This window comes from Paenibacillus sp. Soil724D2 (assembly GCF_001427935.1).
Taxonomy (GTDB): domain Bacteria; phylum Bacillota; class Bacilli; order Paenibacillales; family NBRC-103111; genus Paenibacillus_E.
Genome location: NZ_LMRY01000009.1, coordinates 202,171 through 218,939, shown reverse-complemented (window position 1 = coordinate 218,939; position 16,769 = coordinate 202,171). Strand labels below are relative to the sequence as shown.

At 46.8% G+C, this 16,769-nt stretch carries 15 protein-coding genes, 8 tRNA genes, 1 rRNA gene and 1 pseudogene; 22 read left to right on the top strand and 3 right to left on the bottom strand.

What is annotated here, in order from left to right; genetic code table 11:
- From ASG85_RS11885 to ASG85_RS11845, 9 genes are all read left to right on the top strand, one after another.
- Nucleotides 1-95 (top strand): 23S ribosomal RNA (locus ASG85_RS11885); the annotation flags it as partial.
- Nucleotides 96-214: 119 nt separating this feature from the next.
- A tRNA-Ser gene (locus ASG85_RS11880) sits at nt 215-306 on the top strand.
- A 27-nt stretch (nt 307-333) separates the two neighbouring features.
- Nucleotides 334-410, top strand: a tRNA-Met gene (locus tag ASG85_RS11875).
- A 17-nt stretch (nt 411-427) separates the two neighbouring features.
- Nucleotides 428-503: transfer RNA gene (locus tag ASG85_RS11870), tRNA-Val, on the top strand.
- A gap of 13 nt (nt 504-516) precedes the next feature.
- Nucleotides 517-592: transfer RNA gene (locus ASG85_RS11865), tRNA-Thr, on the top strand.
- A gap of 14 nt (nt 593-606) precedes the next feature.
- A tRNA-Asp gene (locus tag ASG85_RS11860) sits at nt 607-683 on the top strand.
- A gap of 45 nt (nt 684-728) precedes the next feature.
- A tRNA-Phe gene (locus tag ASG85_RS11855) sits at nt 729-801 on the top strand.
- A gap of 46 nt (nt 802-847) precedes the next feature.
- Nucleotides 848-929: transfer RNA gene (locus ASG85_RS11850), tRNA-Tyr, on the top strand.
- A gap of 9 nt (nt 930-938) precedes the next feature.
- Nucleotides 939-1,011: transfer RNA gene (locus ASG85_RS11845), tRNA-Lys, on the top strand.
- A gap of 118 nt (nt 1,012-1,129) precedes the next feature.
- On the opposite strand, the gene ASG85_RS11840 is transcribed toward ASG85_RS11845, so the two are convergent.
- The 3 genes and pseudogenes from ASG85_RS11840 to ASG85_RS11830 form a co-directional block, all read right to left on the bottom strand.
- Nucleotides 1,130-1,432 (bottom strand): MTH1187 family thiamine-binding protein, encoded by a 303-nt coding sequence (locus ASG85_RS11840; RefSeq protein WP_057302636.1) that lies wholly within the window; start codon nt 1,430-1,432, stop codon nt 1,130-1,132.
- Nucleotides 1,433-1,527: 95 nt separating this feature from the next.
- Nucleotides 1,528-3,091, bottom strand: a pseudogene (locus tag ASG85_RS11835) (GMC family oxidoreductase).
- Nucleotides 3,088-3,684, bottom strand: coding sequence for a gluconate 2-dehydrogenase subunit 3 family protein (locus ASG85_RS11830; protein WP_200957372.1), 597 nt, complete (start codon nt 3,682-3,684; stop codon nt 3,088-3,090). Before ASG85_RS11830 ends, ASG85_RS11835 begins: the two are co-directional and overlap by 4 nt.
- A gap of 586 nt (nt 3,685-4,270) precedes the next feature.
- On the opposite strand from ASG85_RS11830, the gene ASG85_RS11825 reads away from it, so the two are divergent.
- From ASG85_RS11825 to hisIE, 13 genes are all read left to right on the top strand, one after another.
- Complete coding sequence (locus ASG85_RS11825) at nt 4,271-5,386, top strand: PucR family transcriptional regulator (RefSeq protein WP_057302635.1); 1,116 nt, start codon at nt 4,271-4,273, stop codon at nt 5,384-5,386.
- A 111-nt stretch (nt 5,387-5,497) separates the two neighbouring features.
- The gene (locus tag ASG85_RS11820) at nt 5,498-6,628 is read left to right on the top strand and encodes an ABC transporter ATP-binding protein (RefSeq protein ID WP_029199455.1); all 1,131 of its coding nucleotides are present in this window, start codon (nt 5,498-5,500) and stop codon (nt 6,626-6,628) included.
- A 175-nt stretch (nt 6,629-6,803) separates the two neighbouring features.
- Nucleotides 6,804-7,745: an HPr(Ser) kinase/phosphatase gene (gene hprK / locus ASG85_RS11815; protein ID WP_057302634.1), complete on the top strand. Its 942-nt coding sequence runs from the start codon at nt 6,804-6,806 to the stop codon at nt 7,743-7,745.
- 42 nt (nt 7,746-7,787) lie between these two features.
- Entirely contained in the window at nt 7,788-8,762 is a 975-nt protein-coding gene (lgt, locus tag ASG85_RS11810) for a prolipoprotein diacylglyceryl transferase (protein WP_082562111.1), read from the top strand.
- Nucleotides 8,740-9,399: a pyrophosphatase PpaX gene (gene ppaX / locus ASG85_RS11805; RefSeq protein ID WP_057302633.1), complete on the top strand. Its 660-nt coding sequence runs from the start codon at nt 8,740-8,742 to the stop codon at nt 9,397-9,399. Before lgt ends, ppaX begins: the two co-directional genes overlap by 23 nt.
- Nucleotides 9,396-9,890: an acyltransferase gene (locus ASG85_RS11800; protein ID WP_057302632.1), complete on the top strand. Its 495-nt coding sequence runs from the start codon at nt 9,396-9,398 to the stop codon at nt 9,888-9,890. Before ppaX ends, ASG85_RS11800 begins: the two co-directional genes overlap by 4 nt.
- Before the next feature lie 206 nt (nt 9,891-10,096).
- Entirely contained in the window at nt 10,097-11,317 is a 1,221-nt protein-coding gene (locus ASG85_RS11795; RefSeq protein ID WP_060646324.1) for an ATP phosphoribosyltransferase regulatory subunit, read from the top strand.
- A 230-nt stretch (nt 11,318-11,547) separates the two neighbouring features.
- The gene (gene hisG / locus ASG85_RS11790) at nt 11,548-12,183 is read left to right on the top strand and encodes an ATP phosphoribosyltransferase (protein ID WP_057302649.1); all 636 of its coding nucleotides are present in this window, start codon (nt 11,548-11,550) and stop codon (nt 12,181-12,183) included.
- 352 nt (nt 12,184-12,535) lie between these two features.
- Nucleotides 12,536-13,822, top strand: coding sequence for a histidinol dehydrogenase (gene hisD / locus ASG85_RS11785; protein WP_057302630.1), 1,287 nt, complete (start codon nt 12,536-12,538; stop codon nt 13,820-13,822).
- Entirely contained in the window at nt 13,822-14,430 is a 609-nt protein-coding gene (gene hisB / locus ASG85_RS11780) for an imidazoleglycerol-phosphate dehydratase HisB (protein WP_057302629.1), read from the top strand. The genes hisD and hisB overlap by 1 nt, the downstream gene beginning before the upstream one ends.
- A gap of 2 nt (nt 14,431-14,432) precedes the next feature.
- Nucleotides 14,433-15,044, top strand: coding sequence for an imidazole glycerol phosphate synthase subunit HisH (gene hisH, locus ASG85_RS11775; protein ID WP_060646323.1), 612 nt, complete (start codon nt 14,433-14,435; stop codon nt 15,042-15,044).
- A gap of 282 nt (nt 15,045-15,326) precedes the next feature.
- Entirely contained in the window at nt 15,327-16,085 is a 759-nt protein-coding gene (gene hisF / locus ASG85_RS11770) for an imidazole glycerol phosphate synthase subunit HisF (RefSeq protein ID WP_057302627.1), read from the top strand.
- A complete protein-coding gene (gene hisIE / locus ASG85_RS11765) occupies nt 16,082-16,744 on the top strand; it encodes a bifunctional phosphoribosyl-AMP cyclohydrolase/phosphoribosyl-ATP diphosphatase HisIE (protein WP_057302626.1) in 663 nt (220 codons plus the stop codon). Before hisF ends, hisIE begins: the two co-directional genes overlap by 4 nt.
- Nucleotides 16,745-16,769 lie beyond the last annotated feature (25 nt).

Genomic DNA, 16,769 nt, shown 5'->3' with positions numbered 1-16,769 from the left:
AAGACCCCTTGTAGACGACGAGGTTGATAGGTTCGAGGTGGAAGTGCAGCAATGCATGCAGCTGACGAATACTAATCGGTCGAGGGCTTAACCTAATACAGGGATCTTTAATCGTAGATTAAAGTCTCTCTGCTTGAAACCTAAATGTTCAACTTTACGCAAGTTTCGTATCTAGTTTTCAGGGAATAATATTTCCTGAGTGTATATATATCTTGGAGAGATACCCAAGTGGCTATAAGGGGACCCTCTGCTAAGGGGTTAGACTGCGTAAGTGGTGCGAGGGTTCGAATCCCTCTCTCTCCGCCAGTTTCCAAATATATATACCTTTTATGTGGCGGCGTAGCTCAGCTGGCTAGAGCGTACGGTTCATACCCGTAAGGTCGGGGGTTCGAGCCCCTCTGCCGCTACCATAAAACCAAAACCAGTCGGAGGCTTAGCTCAGCTGGGAGAGCATCTGCCTTACAAGCAGAGGGTCGGCGGTTCGATCCCGTCAGCCTCCACCATTTTTATCTTTATGCCGTTGTAGCTCAACTGGTAGAGCAACTGACTTGTAATCAGTAGGTTGGGGGTTCAAGTCCTCTCGACGGCACCACTAATTTTTAGCTTGGAGCTGTGGTGTAGTGGCCTAACATGCCTGCCTGTCACGCAGGAGACCGCGGGTTCGAATCCCGTCAGCTCCGCCATTTATTTTTTTAGTAAATTAGGACAAGCTAAAGACAATTACATAAGGCTCGGTAGCTCAGTCGGTAGAGCAGAGGACTGAAAATCCTCGTGTCGGCGGTTCGATTCCGTCCCGAGCCATTGAGATGGTTGTGCTGCAACAATGCAGTATGGTTATCTCTCATCTGGAGGCTTAGTGAAGTGGCTAAACACGGCAGACTGTAAATCTGCTCTCTTCGAGTTCGGTGGTTCGAATCCATCAGCCTCCATTTTACCTTGAGTCATTAGCTCAGTTGGTAGAGCACCTGACTTTTAATCAGGGTGTCGTAGGTTCGAATCCTACATGACTCACTTTTATAAGTAAACGTTGAAGGCCGTGAGGTCTTTTTTTGTTTTATATAATCACAAAAGGCAGAGTTTGCCCCTTTCTTACATAAAGAAAAAGCATCCATAAGCAGGATGCTTTTTTCTATTTCAACTTGTCTGCAACGGACTTCATTTTTTGCTTCATAGAGGCCGGCTTATCACGGCGATCGTCGATTTTGATGGATGTGGAGACTCGCTCTGCTCCATTCGTAAAAGGGACTTCGTGGACGGCACGAATGACTTCCAGCAGTCGATCTATGGGACCCTCAAGGATGGTACCCATAGGTGTCATTTCAAAAACGATATCGGAATGTTTTTCTAGTTCTTTGTGCAGATCTGCTACATAACCGCTAAGGCTGGTGGTGGCAGTTCCTATAGGGATAATGGTGAATTCAGCGATGGCCATGGAGGTCACTTTCTCCTTTCATTTTGTAATGCTCTCTTACATTGTAGATGAGTGACAACAGGCAATGCAATTCACCGAGAAGCTAACTCCGTAAATTAAGAAATGGCGAGGTCAAAAATATAATCAGCTGTTCTTGCTGCAAGCGCCATGACGGTGTTAGTGGGATTCCCTCCACTGGAGGTTACGAAGAGACTTGCATCGCAAATGAACAAGTTGGGAATGTCGTGGCTTTGACCGTAAGAATTGACGACGGAGGTAGCTGGGTCATTCCCCATGCGGCAGCCGCCCATGAGATGCTGTGTGTCAGATACCACGTGGGCAACCTCACCACCGGCTGCTTTGAGGATGAGTTTCATATTCTCAACGGCATGATCGATTAATTTGCGATCGTTATCTCCATAATTGAAGGTTACGGAGGCACGAGGCATTCCATTTTCATCTTTTTCAGCGGATAAGGAGATATGGTTATCCCATTGTGGAAGCACTTCACCAACCATGGTTAAGCGCCCATAGTAATTGTAATCAAGCATGATTTGCCTAAGCTGCGTCCCCCAGATGGGCTCATGAGACGCTTTGCTAATCCCCTGAGCCATATCTATCGGTCTCGAGCCGTGAGAGTGAATCGTATAGCCACGAGCGAAGCCTCTGCGCGGATCGGTTTCATAGAAATCTTGTGTAGAGGCTAACACAGGTGTGCCTTTGTACAAACGAACCTCTTGCTCAAATTTGGCGTAGACATCATTACTGCTATGAGTCATAATCGCACGGCCTACCCAGCCGCTGGAATTCGCTAGACCGTCAGGAAATTGAGAAGTAGCAGAGTGAAGCAGCAGACGAGGGGTCTCGACGACATGAGCGCATATAATGGCTGTTTTGGCACGTTGGCGGTAGGTCTTTCCTTGGTTAACAAAGAGAACCCCGTCCACATGCCCCTCTTTATCGACTTCGATTTGCGTAACCATACAATTAGGAAGAATTTCAGCCCCAAGCTTGAACAGCTTAGGAATATGAACGATCAAGGTACTAAACTTGGCGTTCGGCATACAGCCTTGGATACAGAAGCCGCGATTGGAACATGGAGGACGACCTTCAAAAGGAGCAGATAGAATAGCAATCGGTGTAACCGCGGATTGAATGCCAAGTGCTTCGCAGCCTTTCTGAAATAAATAAGCATTAGGACTTAGGGAGTCACGTTCTGGGTAAGGGTAATGTCCATTGAAATTTCCCCAAGGGAAATGCTTTGGTCCGGAAACCGCAATTTCTTTTTCGATTCTACTGCAGTAAGGTTCAAGATCTTTGTAGTGAATGGGCCAATTTTCACCAGCGCCAATCAATGGACTTTGTTTTGAAATCTGATTCATGGAAGCGCAAAAAAACACCGGTAAAGTTCTGCGTCCCGCCGCCTATCCCCCTACCCGAATTGTGGATCCCCATACCAAATGGTTCCGTCCCATCGACGATACGAGTATCCTCCCATGCTAAACTCCGCATGCTCAGCTCGTCACTAGCGAAATCCTTCTGAGGATCCCGCCAAGGGCCCGCATCGAGCATAACAACACTCAAGCCGGCTTCACTTAACTCTTTGGCTAATACACCGCCTGCTGCCCCTGCACCTACAATTACGATATCGACAGCATCATGTTCATGTCTCCACTTCATGGCTTTCTCACTGCTTCCCAAGGATCAAGTTGGCCTGGATCCACTCTTACATATCCGCGAGGATAGGCAGGACCGCCAAAACCGATCTCCGACCAAACCAATGGATGTGAGTAATAGGCTTCTACACTTAACTGAAGGAGTTTATGAAACAGTGCTTTTTGTGGAATGTCATCCCAAGCTTCCGTCGGAGGGTAGCTGGCCTCACTGATCTGGAGCATGATGTGTTTTTGAGCAGCTTCGTCTAATTGGAAGAAAGGTCGGCTATCGGCTATCCATCCAGCTTCGTCAATTGCTTTAAGCCCCTGACGCAGGAGGTTTTGAATGGGGGGGACATTGACCTTGCGCTGTCCTTCCCCTTTATTTTCTGCCAACGTTTGATCGATATGAGTAAGGATCGTTTGAATAATATCTCCTCGATGATCATCCATGAGCAGAGCGCACCAAGCCCGTAATGTTTCCGTTTCTACTGGAGTTAGAAATTGATAAGAATGTTCACGAACCAGTCGGGAGGACACGATGGTTTGTGTATGGGAATCCCATTCCTTTTGCTCATCCATGACGTTGTAGGTCGGATAATAAGTATGATTCTTCAAGGTAAATCAACCTCCATAAATAGCAGTATGACCCAAAATGCTAATGACAGAAAATAGTAAAGGCATCATCACCGGCGGACCCGTAAGAAATTTAGTAATACAAAGCCACCTACGCCTTTCTGAACACCTTTGATGTGAAAAATAAAGCCGATTATTCCTTAAATGACGCCAAGCCAGAAGCAGATATGGTCACTATATACCAGCCTTTACTATTCAGCAGTGTACTGATGATAGAGACTAAACTAATCACAAGAGCCACACAAAAATTTGTTATTAAAGTTTTGTCGATAATGCGATAAGGTCACCTACACTCACTCCAAACCATTTGTCTGAACCTCCTATAGGACGAATTCACCCCAGTACAATTATTTCCAAATTACCAAAGATTATGAGTTGGTTTTATTTAGCCATATTTACCAAGCTTCCATTGTAACGGCTAGTTGAGTACTTAACTAAGTCACCTAACTAAACAGATCCATTTTGTAGTAGTTGCAGGAGGGTTCTTTCACATTCACATGAGGGGGGGCACATATGTTACAATAAGGAGATAGATATAGAAGATATATGGGAGTAAGGAGAGAGGCAGATGGATTGGGAGCGTGTCAAAGAGCGTTTGGAAGCGGTTTTACAGTCGCCTATGCAGATTAGCTTGATATCCGAGGCGGATTGGGAGCATTTGGCGGAAGAGCAGGCAGAGAATCTTGAGAGCTTTAGTCGAAGTGTTGTGCGTGGTCAGGATGTGCTTTTTTATTTATCCAAAGAACACAAAGATATTCGCATTCTGCAGGTTTCCAAAGACAAATTAACATCTTCAGAGCGCAAGCTCGTGGAACTAACTGTAGAGTCTAAGATGACATTAGAAAAGAAGCAGTGGGGAGTCTTTCTATCTGAAGATGAAAGAAAGGCGCACCAATTAAAAGATTGGCTGCTGCTGCAGATGGAACGCGGTTCAACCCATGCCGAGCTCCCGGATGCGCTTGCTTCACAATCCTCCCTCTATTCAACGAAAATTCCGCTGTTGTTATATGGGGATTATTCTCAAAATCAGCGCGTTTCCTATACGGAACTGAAGAAACTGTTGGAGTCTTTTTTTGAATCGGAGATTATCTTGATTCCTTTACTAGAAAAAGAGTGGCTGATCCTAGCGCCCGAAGGTCTACTAACTAGTGGCAGCGAAGAGCGAGAAGGGGATGAGGAAGAAAGCGTAGAGCAGATACTCGACGCTCTCGGGTCTGGGCTGTATGAAATGCTTGCTAATGAATGGGTTGGCGAATGCCACCTAGCTATTGATTACCCGGTAAAGCCTTCGAAATCGCTGTTTGCCACGATTCTCAAGCTGAGGGAAACCATCATGTTAGGGCGTTCCTTTCATGTAGGCAGCTTTATTCATCTTCGTTGGGAGCTTCGTTTGGAGAAGCTGCTGCACTTGATTGATGAAGAGGAAAAGGCTGAATTCTTAGAGCAGGTGCTTCGCGGCATAGACCATGTGTTGGATGCAGAGACGGTCATCACATTGGAACATTTCTTCACACTGGATTGCAACGTTAGTGAAACAGCGAAGAAGTTATATATACACCGCAATACCTTGCTCTATCGTTTGGACAAGTTTAAAAATGAGACCGGACTCGATGTGAGAACGTTCAATCATGCGGTTTTAGTGAGACTTGCATTACTATTGTACAAAGTAACGAAAAGAAAGTGATTTTTTTGTAGGGATTGTGCATAGTCAGTCCGGACTTCGTAAGGTAAGATGAGTATATTGAAAAGTTGATCAGCAAGCATATGATCGATAAATCGTAGGGGGAATGAAACCATGGCAGGCGTACGTTTAAACCATATCGTGAAAAGATATTCTGGTGCAGAAGAATCCACAGTTAAAGATTTCCATCTTGAAGTTGAAGATAAAGAGTTCGTTGTATTGGTTGGAGCATCCGGTTGCGGAAAATCCACAACTCTTCGTATGATCGCAGGATTAGAGGAAATTACTGAAGGTGAACTTTACATCGGCGACCGCCTTGTAAATGACGTAGCTCCAAAAGATCGCGATATCGCGATGGTTTTCCAATCTTACGCTCTTTACCCACATATGACTGTATATCAAAACATGGCATTCGGCTTGAAACTTCGTAAATTCAAAAAAGCAGATATCGATGCTCGCGTTCGTGAAGCAGCGAAAATCTTGGACATTGTTCATTTGCTTGATCGCAAACCAAAAGCTCTTTCCGGTGGTCAACGTCAACGTGTTGCCTTGGGTCGTGCGATTGTTCGTGAGCCACAAGTATTCTTAATGGATGAGCCGCTTTCCAACTTGGATGCGAAACTTCGTGTACAAATGCGTGCGGAAATCACAAAATTAACAAAACGTCTTGGTGTTACAACGATCTACGTAACGCATGACCAAATCGAAGCAATGACAATGGGCGATCGCATCGTTGTTATGGATAAAGGTATCATTCAACAAGCAGCTACACCTGAAGAAATCTACAACTTCCCAGTGAACATCTTCGTTGCGGGCTTCATTGGATCCCCATCCATGAACTTCATGACAGGTTCATTGACACAAGAAGGCAGTGGTGTTTTCTTCAAAGCAGGTACTGTGAACGTTGAAGTTCCAGCTGGTAAAGCACAAGTATTGAAAGATAAAGGTTTCGTTGGTAAAGAAGTTATTCTGGGTGTTCGTCCAGAAGATATCCACGAAGAGCCAGTATTCTTGGAAGCATCCCCAAACACAGTATTTAACGTTAACGTTGAATTGACTGAGAACTTGGGTCACGAAATGTACTTGTACCTGAATGGTATCGGCGCTAACACTGTAATCGCACGTGTTGACGGTCGTTCAGGAATCAAAGAAGGCACAAATGTTAAATTGGCTCTAGACATGAACAAAGTTCATTTCTTCGATAAAGATACAACATTGTCCATCTTGGTTAACCCTAATCTATAAGTTTTAACAGTAAGGCCAGCCGTTAGCGGCTGGCCTTTTTTGTATGTTCATACAGTTTCATGAACACTTTAGTTGATTTCAACTAACTATTCCATTACGATGAAACTATTGGAAAGAATGAATAACAGCAGATGAAGCACGTTTTGCACAGGCAAAACTCGGAGGAGACAGGACGATGGCCAAAAAAGTGAAGGTTTCCGAATTGGTAGAACAACTCCATATGGAGGTTCTTGCAGGTGAGTCTGGACTGAAACGTCCCATAACAACCGGTGATCTATACCGTCCAGGTCTCGAGATGGCCGGATATTTTAATTACCATCCAAGAGAACGTATCCAAATGTTAGGGAAGACGGAAGTCACCTTCATGGAAATGTTAACGACGGGTGTAAGGCGAAATCGGGTAGAGCAGCTATGTTCGCCGGAGGAAACACCTTGTATCATCGTGACAAGAGGATTAGATGTTCCTGTTGAATTACTGGAAGAAGCGACTAAGCGTGATCTCCCCGTACTTCGAAGCCAAATGTCTACAACGATTTTTGCAAGTCGTTTAACAGGGTTTCTAGAGAATAAATTAGCTCCAAGCACGACAATCCATGGTGTACTTGTCGATGTATACGGAATTGGTATGCTCATTACAGGGAGCAGCGGCATCGGGAAAAGTGAAACAGCACTTGAGCTTGTAAAAAGAGGTCACCGGCTTATTGCGGATGACGCCGTAGAAATTCGTCAAAATGGCGATAAGGTGCTCACAGGAAATGCTCCTGAGCTTATTCGTCATTTGCTTGAAATCCGCGGTGTAGGTATCATTAATGTAATGACTTTATTCGGAGCTGGTGCGATTCGTAATGTGAAGAAAATTTCGGTTGTTGTTAAATTGGAAAATTGGCAGCAGGACAAGCAATATGACCGATTGGGTCTTGATGAAGAATTGACACGCATCATTGATACGGATCTTCCACTCGTCACTATTCCTGTTCGACCAGGACGAAACTTAGCGGTTATCGTGGAAGTGGCCGCGATGAACTATCGTTTAAAACGAATGGGATACAACGCGGCACTTCAGTTTACGAATAAACTGACGGAGTCGTTGAACGAGGATTTTGAGGATTTCGATTGATTAAGAAGCAATTTATATAAAGATTAATGAAGGAGTGAAAATATGCTCGAAAGTGTTGCGTTTTCCTTAGGACCTATTCATGTCCGGTGGTATGGCATTATTTTAGGTACAGCCGCGTTAATTGGTTTGTTACTGGCAATTCGAGAAGGGAAACGGTTCCGAATCGTTCCTGACTTTTTCATGGATTTATTGTTAATTGGGGTACCTTCAGCGATTATTGGCGCTAGAATTTACTATGTAGCCTTCCAATGGTCCGATTATAAGGATAATTTAGCAGAAATTTTTATGATATGGCACGGCGGTATTGCCATTTATGGAGCGCTAATTGGTGCGATAATCGGTACTTTTTTCTATGTAAGAGCCAAAGGGTACTCATTCTTAAGAATCGCGGACATTTGTGCACCAGGTTTAATTGTGGGACAAGCGATAGGACGTTGGGGCAACTTTATGAATCAGGAAGCCCACGGAGGCCCTGTTACGGAGTCATTCTTACGCAACACCTTGCACCTACCTAATTTTATCGTAAATCAAATGAACATTGAGGGTACTTTTTATCATCCGGCTTTCCTGTATGAATCCGTCTGGAATATCTTAGGGCTGCTGGTTCTACTCTGGCTTCGTCGTAGGCCGTTCCTTCGGGCAGGGGAACTATTTTTCAGTTATTTTATCTGGTATTCCATTGGTCGTTTCTTTATCGAAGGTGTGCGTACAGATAGTCTTGATTTCACAGGGCCCACGTGGCTTGCGTCACTCTTGAATACACTGTGGTCACCAATGACGGTTGTATTTGAACCGGGCGTGCTTACCTATGGCGGCAATGTGAGATTCTCGCAGTTGTTAGCGCTTCTGATTGTGATAGGGATGGTTATCGTTATTATCGTGAGAAGGCAAAAAGGTTACGCGAATGTGCGTTATGCTGATCCGATTGTTTCCACGAAAGCTGAAGAGAAAAACAAAGTAATGAAAGATCAAGAGATAGATAAAGGAGCAGACTATGATTCAAACCGTACTGTTTGATCTGGATGGAACGATTGTTGATACTAACGAGCTTATCGTGCAATCTTTTTTGCATAGTTTGGAAGGTGAGACGGCAGAGCCTGTCAGTCGGGAACTCATCATTCCGAATATGGGGCGTCCGCTTGTGGAACAAATGGAATTCTTTACAGGCAGGAAAGAAGTTGAAGAAATCATTAAGAAGTATCGGACCTTCAATTTATCCAAGCATGATGAGCTGGTCAAAGAATTCCCGAATGTGCACACGGCGATGGCGAAGCTGCACGCAAACGGGATTAAAATCGGGATCGTAACGAGCAAGATTCGACAAACAACTCTGATGGGTTTAAAACTGTATGGGCTGGATACTTTCGTTAGTACCATTGTGACCGTTGAAGATGTAAAGGAACCGAAACCGCATCCGGAAGGTATAATTGCAGCGCTTAAGGTGTTAGGAAGTACTGCGGATCAAGCGGTTATGGTTGGAGATAGCCATTACGACATTGAGGCAGCCAAAAATGCGGGAGTCATATCTGTTGGCGTATCCTGGTCATGGAAAGGGCGCTCCTACTTAGAGCAGTATAACCCGGATCATTTGATCGACGATATGCTTGACCTGCTTCCTATTGTGGGGCTGACGTCGGATGTGGATGCTGTTTGAGGAAAACGGATAAGTATCCGGTAGATGGACCTAATGCTTTATGGCAAATCTATCATACCGTTAGCAAATGGAAGGCGATGCGGAATTTCGTTTTCATACAGATAACGCGGTACTCGCCTTCGCTGCGTATGAAAAATTGGATCTACCGGCACGTATTGGGGATGAAGGTTGGTGAACATACCGCTTTTGCTTTGATGGTGATGGTGGATGTCTTTTTTCCAGAGAAGATTCATATTGGGAGCAATACGATTATTGGGTATAACACAACGATATTGGCCCATGAATATTTAACCAATGAGTATAGACTCGGGGCCGTAAATATAGGTTCGCATGTGATGGTCGGTGCCAATACGACGATCCTACCGGGTGTGACGATTGGAGACTATGCCATTATTGGAGCGGGTTCGGTTGTGCACAAGGATGTGGCACCGTATAGCTTTGTAGCAGGGAATCCACTTCAGACGATTCGTGAAAGAATGAATGAGAAATGAGAGTTGTATGCTCTAGAGCCGTACAGCTCTTTTTTTGCGTATGAATGAAGAGATATCAAGAGCGGATAATCAGGGGAAAGACGATTGACGGTCCTAAGCTTACGTGATAAAATAGCCGTACATTCTTTATTTTGGTAGTATGGTAGCACGTTACTGTGTTAAAGTGAATAAAAGGAAATTGAATTCCTACATATTGAGGTGAGACGGTGTCAAAGCCAAAAGTATTTGAAAAACCGTTAGGGGTTAAAGATTATTTGCCCGAAGCGGTTACGAAATTGAGAAATATAGAATTCCGAGTATTGGCCTGTATGGAACGCTGGGGTTATAACCAGATCATTACGCCTACACTCGAATATTACGATACCGTTGGTGTTGCGAGCTCCACAGAAGATAAAAAGCTGTTCAAGCTGCTCGACCGTAAGGGTAAGACGCTTGTTTTGCGGTCTGAATTGACAGCGCCAATTGCGCGTGTGGCTTCTTCCTTGCTCAAAGAACATGCGTTCCCATTGCGTCTGTCCTACCATTCGAATGTCTTTCGTTCGATTGAAGAGGAAGCTGGCCGGGATTCAGAGTTTTTCCAGACGGGCGTCGAGCTTATTGGAGATGGTTCATCTGAAGCGGATGCTGAGGTTGTAGCGTTAGCGATTGCTTCGCTGCAAGCGGCTGGCGTAGGCGCATTCAAAATTGCGCTCGGTCACGTAGGTTTCCTGAACGGTTTGTTCCAGGAAACGCTGGAAGGACGCAGTGATGCACAGCTCGCGCTGAAGGAGCATTTGCTCAGTCGCGATTATGTGGGGTACCGCGAAGCTATTAAGTCGTTGGCTCTTACACCTGAGGTGGAGCGTGAGCTTATTGGCGTGCTGCGACTTAGAGGCGGAGATGAAATATGCGAGCAAGCTCGTATGGTATCTCAGCACCCTATCGCGCAGGATGCGATTCGTCATTTATGCGAAGTATGGGATGTACTGAAAGCCTATGGGGTTAGTGAGCATGTAGTCATTGACTTAACGATGATTGGAGATTTCTCCTACTATACTGGCATGACCTTTGAAGGCTATGCTTCCGATTTAGGCTTCCCGGTTTGCAGCGGCGGCAGATATGACAATCTACTAAGTCAATTTGGACGTCCGGCTCCGGCGACGGGGTTTGCGCTTAAGACGAACAGAATCCTTGAGGTTACAGGCAAAGAAAGCGTAGAGCAGCCAGGCCGTGTGCTGATTGCCTACGATGCTGAGCATCGTGAAGAAGCGCTGCAGCTGGCGAAGGCTATGCGCAGCAGTGATGATGAGGTTATCATTATCACACAGTTGGTGAGCGAGTATGAAGCTTGGTCGAACGAGTTGTTGAACAAGGGAGACGGCCAGTACGAGCTTGGTGGAACGGTTTATAGTGATGTTATTACGATGATTGAAAGAGCGGCGGTTTGATTCGGAGCAAGTGAAAGAACAAGTGCGAGAGCAAGCACAAGAGCAAGTGCAAGAACAATAGCAAGAACAAGAGCAAGAAACAAGTGCAAGAGTGAGAGCAAGAGCAAGAGCAAAAGCAAAAGCAAGTATAAGATCCACAAGTGCAGTAGAAAATGCAGTTGCAAAAGCGAAATCAAATGAATGAGTTCGTCTCGCTCCGTTGGTTGGAAGTTTTGAAGGAGGTTGGTACGGTGGATGATATTCTCAAAGTAGCGATGCCGAAAGGCCGTATATATAAACAAGCAGCAAAGCTTTTTCATAAAGCGGGTCTGCCGATTCCGGAGGACCTGGAAGAAGGACGCCGGTTAATAATTCCGGTTCATGAAGCAAGAATGGAATTCATTTTGGCCAAACCGGTGGATGTTCCTACCTATGTCGAATATGGCGTAGCGGATATCGGGGTTGTCGGTAAGGATGTCCTGATGGAGGAGAACCGCAACGTGTACGAGCTGCTGGATCTGGGCATAGCACGCTGCCGGATGTCGGTTATTGGACTGCCGGATTGGAAGCAAGAGATTAATCCGCGCGTCGCGACGAAATATCCGAACGTTGCTTCTCAGTATTTTCGCGAGCGAGGGCAGCAGGTTGAAGTTATCAAGCTAAACGGCTCAATCGAGCTTGCGCCGCTGATTGGCCTTGCTGACCGGATCGTGGATATGGTCGAAACGGGAGAGACGCTTCGGGAGAACGGACTTGTGGAGCAAGAGGAGATTTTTCAGATTACGAGCCGCTTAATTGCGAATCGGGTGAGTTACCGCATGAAGAATGACTCTATTCAGCGGTTATGTGATATGCTCCAGGCTGTTTTGCCTGTGATTAAAGCGTAGAGCAAACCATCGAGATTTGACCACTCACATTGAATGTTGAATCTGTTATGCAGTCTAAGTTTACTCACTTTAGAGGAACGACGATCCTCTATTTGAACGATAACGTTAAGAAACTCAAATTAGCGGAACGAGAGTACTCTATTTGAGCGAAATTAGGGTTCAATGAGGCAGAAACAACGAAATAAGGGATCCTCGTTCCTCGAATTCATGAAATAGGCTGTTTTCCGGCAAATAACGCATCGACGTTCCCACTCATAGAGGAAATGTTATCGTACTGCGCGGAAAATGGAGCAAATAGATAAAGTAACAAGATCAAGAGATAAAGTAAGACGATCAAGAGAGGATGATGAAGATGCGGATACTTCCCGCCTCGGAATTTCAATTGAACCGCGAGGTCGAATACGGCTCACCCGAGCAAAATGAGACCGTCCGCCGCATCATCGATGAGGTGCGGCAGGACGGAGATGCCGCGCTGCGACGCATGGCGCAGCAGTTCGATCGCGTCACCGTCGCTGAGCTTCGCGTCAGCGACGAGGAGATCCAAGCGGCGTACGCGCAGGTCGACGCCGAGTTCCTGGCGGCGCTGCGACAAGCCGCCGCCAACATTCGTGCGTTTCATGAGAAGCAGAAACGCACATCATGGATGGACCTGCAGGCGAACGGCAGCCTGCTGGGCCAAATCATCCGACCGCTGAAGCGGGTCGGATTGTACGTGCCCGGAGGGAAGGCGGCTTACCCTTCCTCCGTGCTCATGAACGCCATCCCCGCGATCGTTGCGGGGGTGCCGGAGATCGCGATGGTGACGCCTCCGGCCACCGCGGGGGAAGAGGGCATCAACCCGCATATCCTCGTGGCAGCAGCCGAAGCGGGTGTGAAAGAGATCTACCGCGTAGGCGGGGCGCAGGCGGTAGCCGCGCTGGCCTACGGCACGGAATCGATCCCGCCGGTCGATAAGATCGTTGGGCCCGGCAACATCTATGTCGCGCTGGCGAAGCGCTTCGTATTCGGCGTCGTCGATATCGACATGATCGCCGGACCAACGGACATCGTCGTGCTTGCTGATGAGTACGCCGATCCTGAATACGTCGCGGCCGATTTGCTGGCGCAGGCAGAGCATGATGAGATGTCACCGTCGATTCTGGTGACACCATCAAGAGAGCTTGCCGAAGCGGTTCGGCAAGAGCTGTGGCGGCAGCTGGATGTGCTGCCGAAGAAAGCGATCGCCTCTGTGTCCACAGCAACCAAAGGAGCTATACTCCTTGTGGATAACTTGGACGAGGGCGTTGACGTTGTCAATCGTTTAGCGCCCGAGCATTGCGAGCTGCTGGTACAGGAGCCTTTTAACCTGCTGCCTCGCATTGAGAATGCTGGAGCTATTTTCCTCGGCGCCTACAGCACGGAACCCGTCGGCGATTATTTCGCTGGGCCCAATCATGTGCTGCCGACGAATGGCACTGCTCGCTTTTCATCGCCACTGAATGTGGACGATTTCCTAAAAAAATCAAGCGTTATTCACTATAGCAAGGAAGCGCTGATCGCAAATGGCGAAATGATTATGACACTGGCCCGTAACGAAGGGTTGGAAGGTCATGCTAGAGCGGTAGAGATCCGACTCAAGAAGGAAGGGAAGTTGAAATAATGGCTGAACAAGATAAAGGGATCACTCGCTCAGCGCGTGTAACCCGCAAAACGAATGAGACTGACATTGCCCTCGCGTTTCAAGTAGATGGAACAGGGGTTTCTGAGATCCAAACCGATGTTCCTTTCTTGAACCATATGCTTGATTTGTTCACGAAACACGGACAGTTCGATCTGAACGTTGATGCTAAAGGCGATATCGAGATCGATGATCATCATACGGTTGAAGATATCGGCATTTGCTTAGGTCAAACCCTTCGTGAAGCACTAGGCGATAAAAAAGGGATTAAACGTTATGCCAGCGTGTTCGTTCCTATGGATGAAGCCCTTGCTCAAGTGGTTATCGACATTAGCAACCGACCGCATTTCGAATATCGTGCGCAATATCCTTCACAAACTGTGGGCAGTTTTGATACTCAGCTTGTTCAAGAGTTTCTGTGGAAATTTGCTCTAGAAGCCCGTATCACGCTGCATGTTATCGTGCATTACGGACAAAACACGCATCACATGATTGAAGCTGTATTTAAAGCTTTAGGCCGAGCGCTAGATGAAGCGACATCGATTGATCCTCGTGTGCAGGGGGTTCCTTCGACGAAGGGAGTGTTGTAGGAATGATCGCTATTATTGATTATGGGATGGGCAATTTACACAGCGTAAGCAAGGCTGTCGAGCGTTTAGGTTACGAAGCTGTTGTAACAGGGGATGCTGAGCAGATCCTCTCAGCTGAGGGCGCTATCCTGCCAGGTGTAGGCGCATTCGGGGATGCGATGGAGCAGCTGCGCGAGTCGGGCTTGAATGATGTCGTCATCCGTTATGCGGAATCGGGTAAGCCTCTATTAGGCATTTGCCTTGGTATGCAGTTGTTATTCGCCAGCAGCGAGGAGCATGGGGATCATGAGGGGCTTGCCCTTTTGCCTGGCTCGGTCGTTCGCTTTCGCGGCGACTACAAGGTGCCGCATATGGGTTGGAATCGATTAGTCACCAAGCAAAATGAGAGTCCGATTTTCCAAGGTATCGAAGAAGGGCACGTGTACTTCGTCCACTCCTATCATGCGAAGCCGGAGCGCGAAAGCGATCTGCTCGCGGTAACGGATTACCATCAGCCAGTGACGGCCATTGTAGGCAGAGACAACGTATACGGCATGCAGTTTCACCCCGAAAAAAGCGGAGACATCGGCATGCAGCTGCTTAATAATTTCCTCGCTATGTGTGTTAGCAAATAACAGTCTTTATCGTCTCTTATTTGGTGCGATAGGGCGGGTTAGACACAGATAGAAGCTTCTAGGGACTCCTATTCCGTGTGAAAAGTCTGAAAAGGATCGGTTTCGGGAAAATAGAAGTCTGCAAAGACTCTTATTTAGAGTAATTTAGTCAGTTTTGCAGAAATAGAAGCTTTTAGAGACTCTTATTCGATTCAAAGCCATGGAGCTTTATTGTGGAGGATAAGCAATCCAATCCAACAATTTTGCACAAATTGAAGTTTAGCTTAGGAAGGAAGTGCCATCATGTTAGCCAAAAGAATTATACCTTGCCTAGACGTCAAGGATGGCAGGGTGGTCAAGGGCGTTAATTTCGTTAATCTGCGCGATGCAGGCGATCCGGTGGAGCTGGCAGCGATTTATGATAAAGAGGGCGCGGACGAACTGGTGTTCCTCGACATTTCGGCTTCGGTGGAAGGACGGGCGACAATGGTAGAGGTTGTCCGTCAAACGGCAGGAGAGATTACGATCCCTTTCACCGTTGGCGGCGGCATCTCCAGTGTGGACGACATGAAACGCCTGCTTCGCGCCGGAGCGGATAAAATCGGAATCAACACAGCGGCGGTTCGTAATCCTCAGCTGGTTTCGGATGGAGCGCGGAAGTTCGGTTCCCAATGTATTGTCGTTGCCATTGATGCGAAATTTAATGCAGAGTGGGGCGAGTGGGAAGTGTTCACGCATGGCGGACGCAACGCCACTGGCATTAAGACGTTGGAGTGGGCGAAACGTATGGAAGAGCTTGGCGCTGGAGAAATCCTGCTTACTAGCATGGATGCGGACGGGACGAAGGACGGCTTTGATTTGAAGCTAACGCGTGCCGTGTCCGAGCTGCTCACGATTCCTGTGATTGCTTCCGGTGGAGCGGGCAAAGCGGAACATTTCTACGATGTATTTACCGAAGGCAAAGCCGATGCAGGGCTGGCGGCAACTATTTTTCACTATAAAGAGTTAACGATTCAAGGGGTCAAAGACGACCTTAAAGGTAAAGGGGTTGAAATCCGATGACATTTTCAATAAATCAGATTACTTATGATGCACAGGGGCTTGTACCTGCCATCGTACAGGACGCAGTCAGCAAAGAAGTGCTCATGCTTGCTTACATGAATAGCGAGTCATTGCAGCGTACGATACAAACGGGTGATACTTGGTTCTGGAGTCGTTCCCGCGGGGAGCTGTGGAACAAAGGGGCAACTTCCGGTCATACACAAAAAGTAAAATCACTGCGTTACGACTGCGATGCAGATACACTTCTGGTTCTCGTGGAACAAGTGGGACCTGCTTGCCACAATGGTACTTATACGTGCTTCACAGCTAATATCCCCCTAGAAACAGAAGGTTCTGCACAAGAAGATGCACCTACTGCCTCTGCTGGCGATCGTTTCGCGATCCTTGGCGAGTTGGAGGCTGTTATTGCTTCGCGTGACGCTGAGCGCCCTGAGGGTGCTTATACAACTTATCTTTTCGAAAAAGGTGTCGATAAGATTCTCAAAAAAGTCGGCGAAGAAACGGCCGAAGTGATTATCGCAGCCAAAAACAAAGATAACGATGAGCTTCGCTATGAAGCGAGTGATCTTATTTTCCACTTAATGGTCCTTTTACGTAATAATAAATTGCCTTTGGATGATATAATGAAAGAGCTGGCCAATCGGCACGTCAAAAAATAAATAAAAACGACCTGGAGTGGATTCA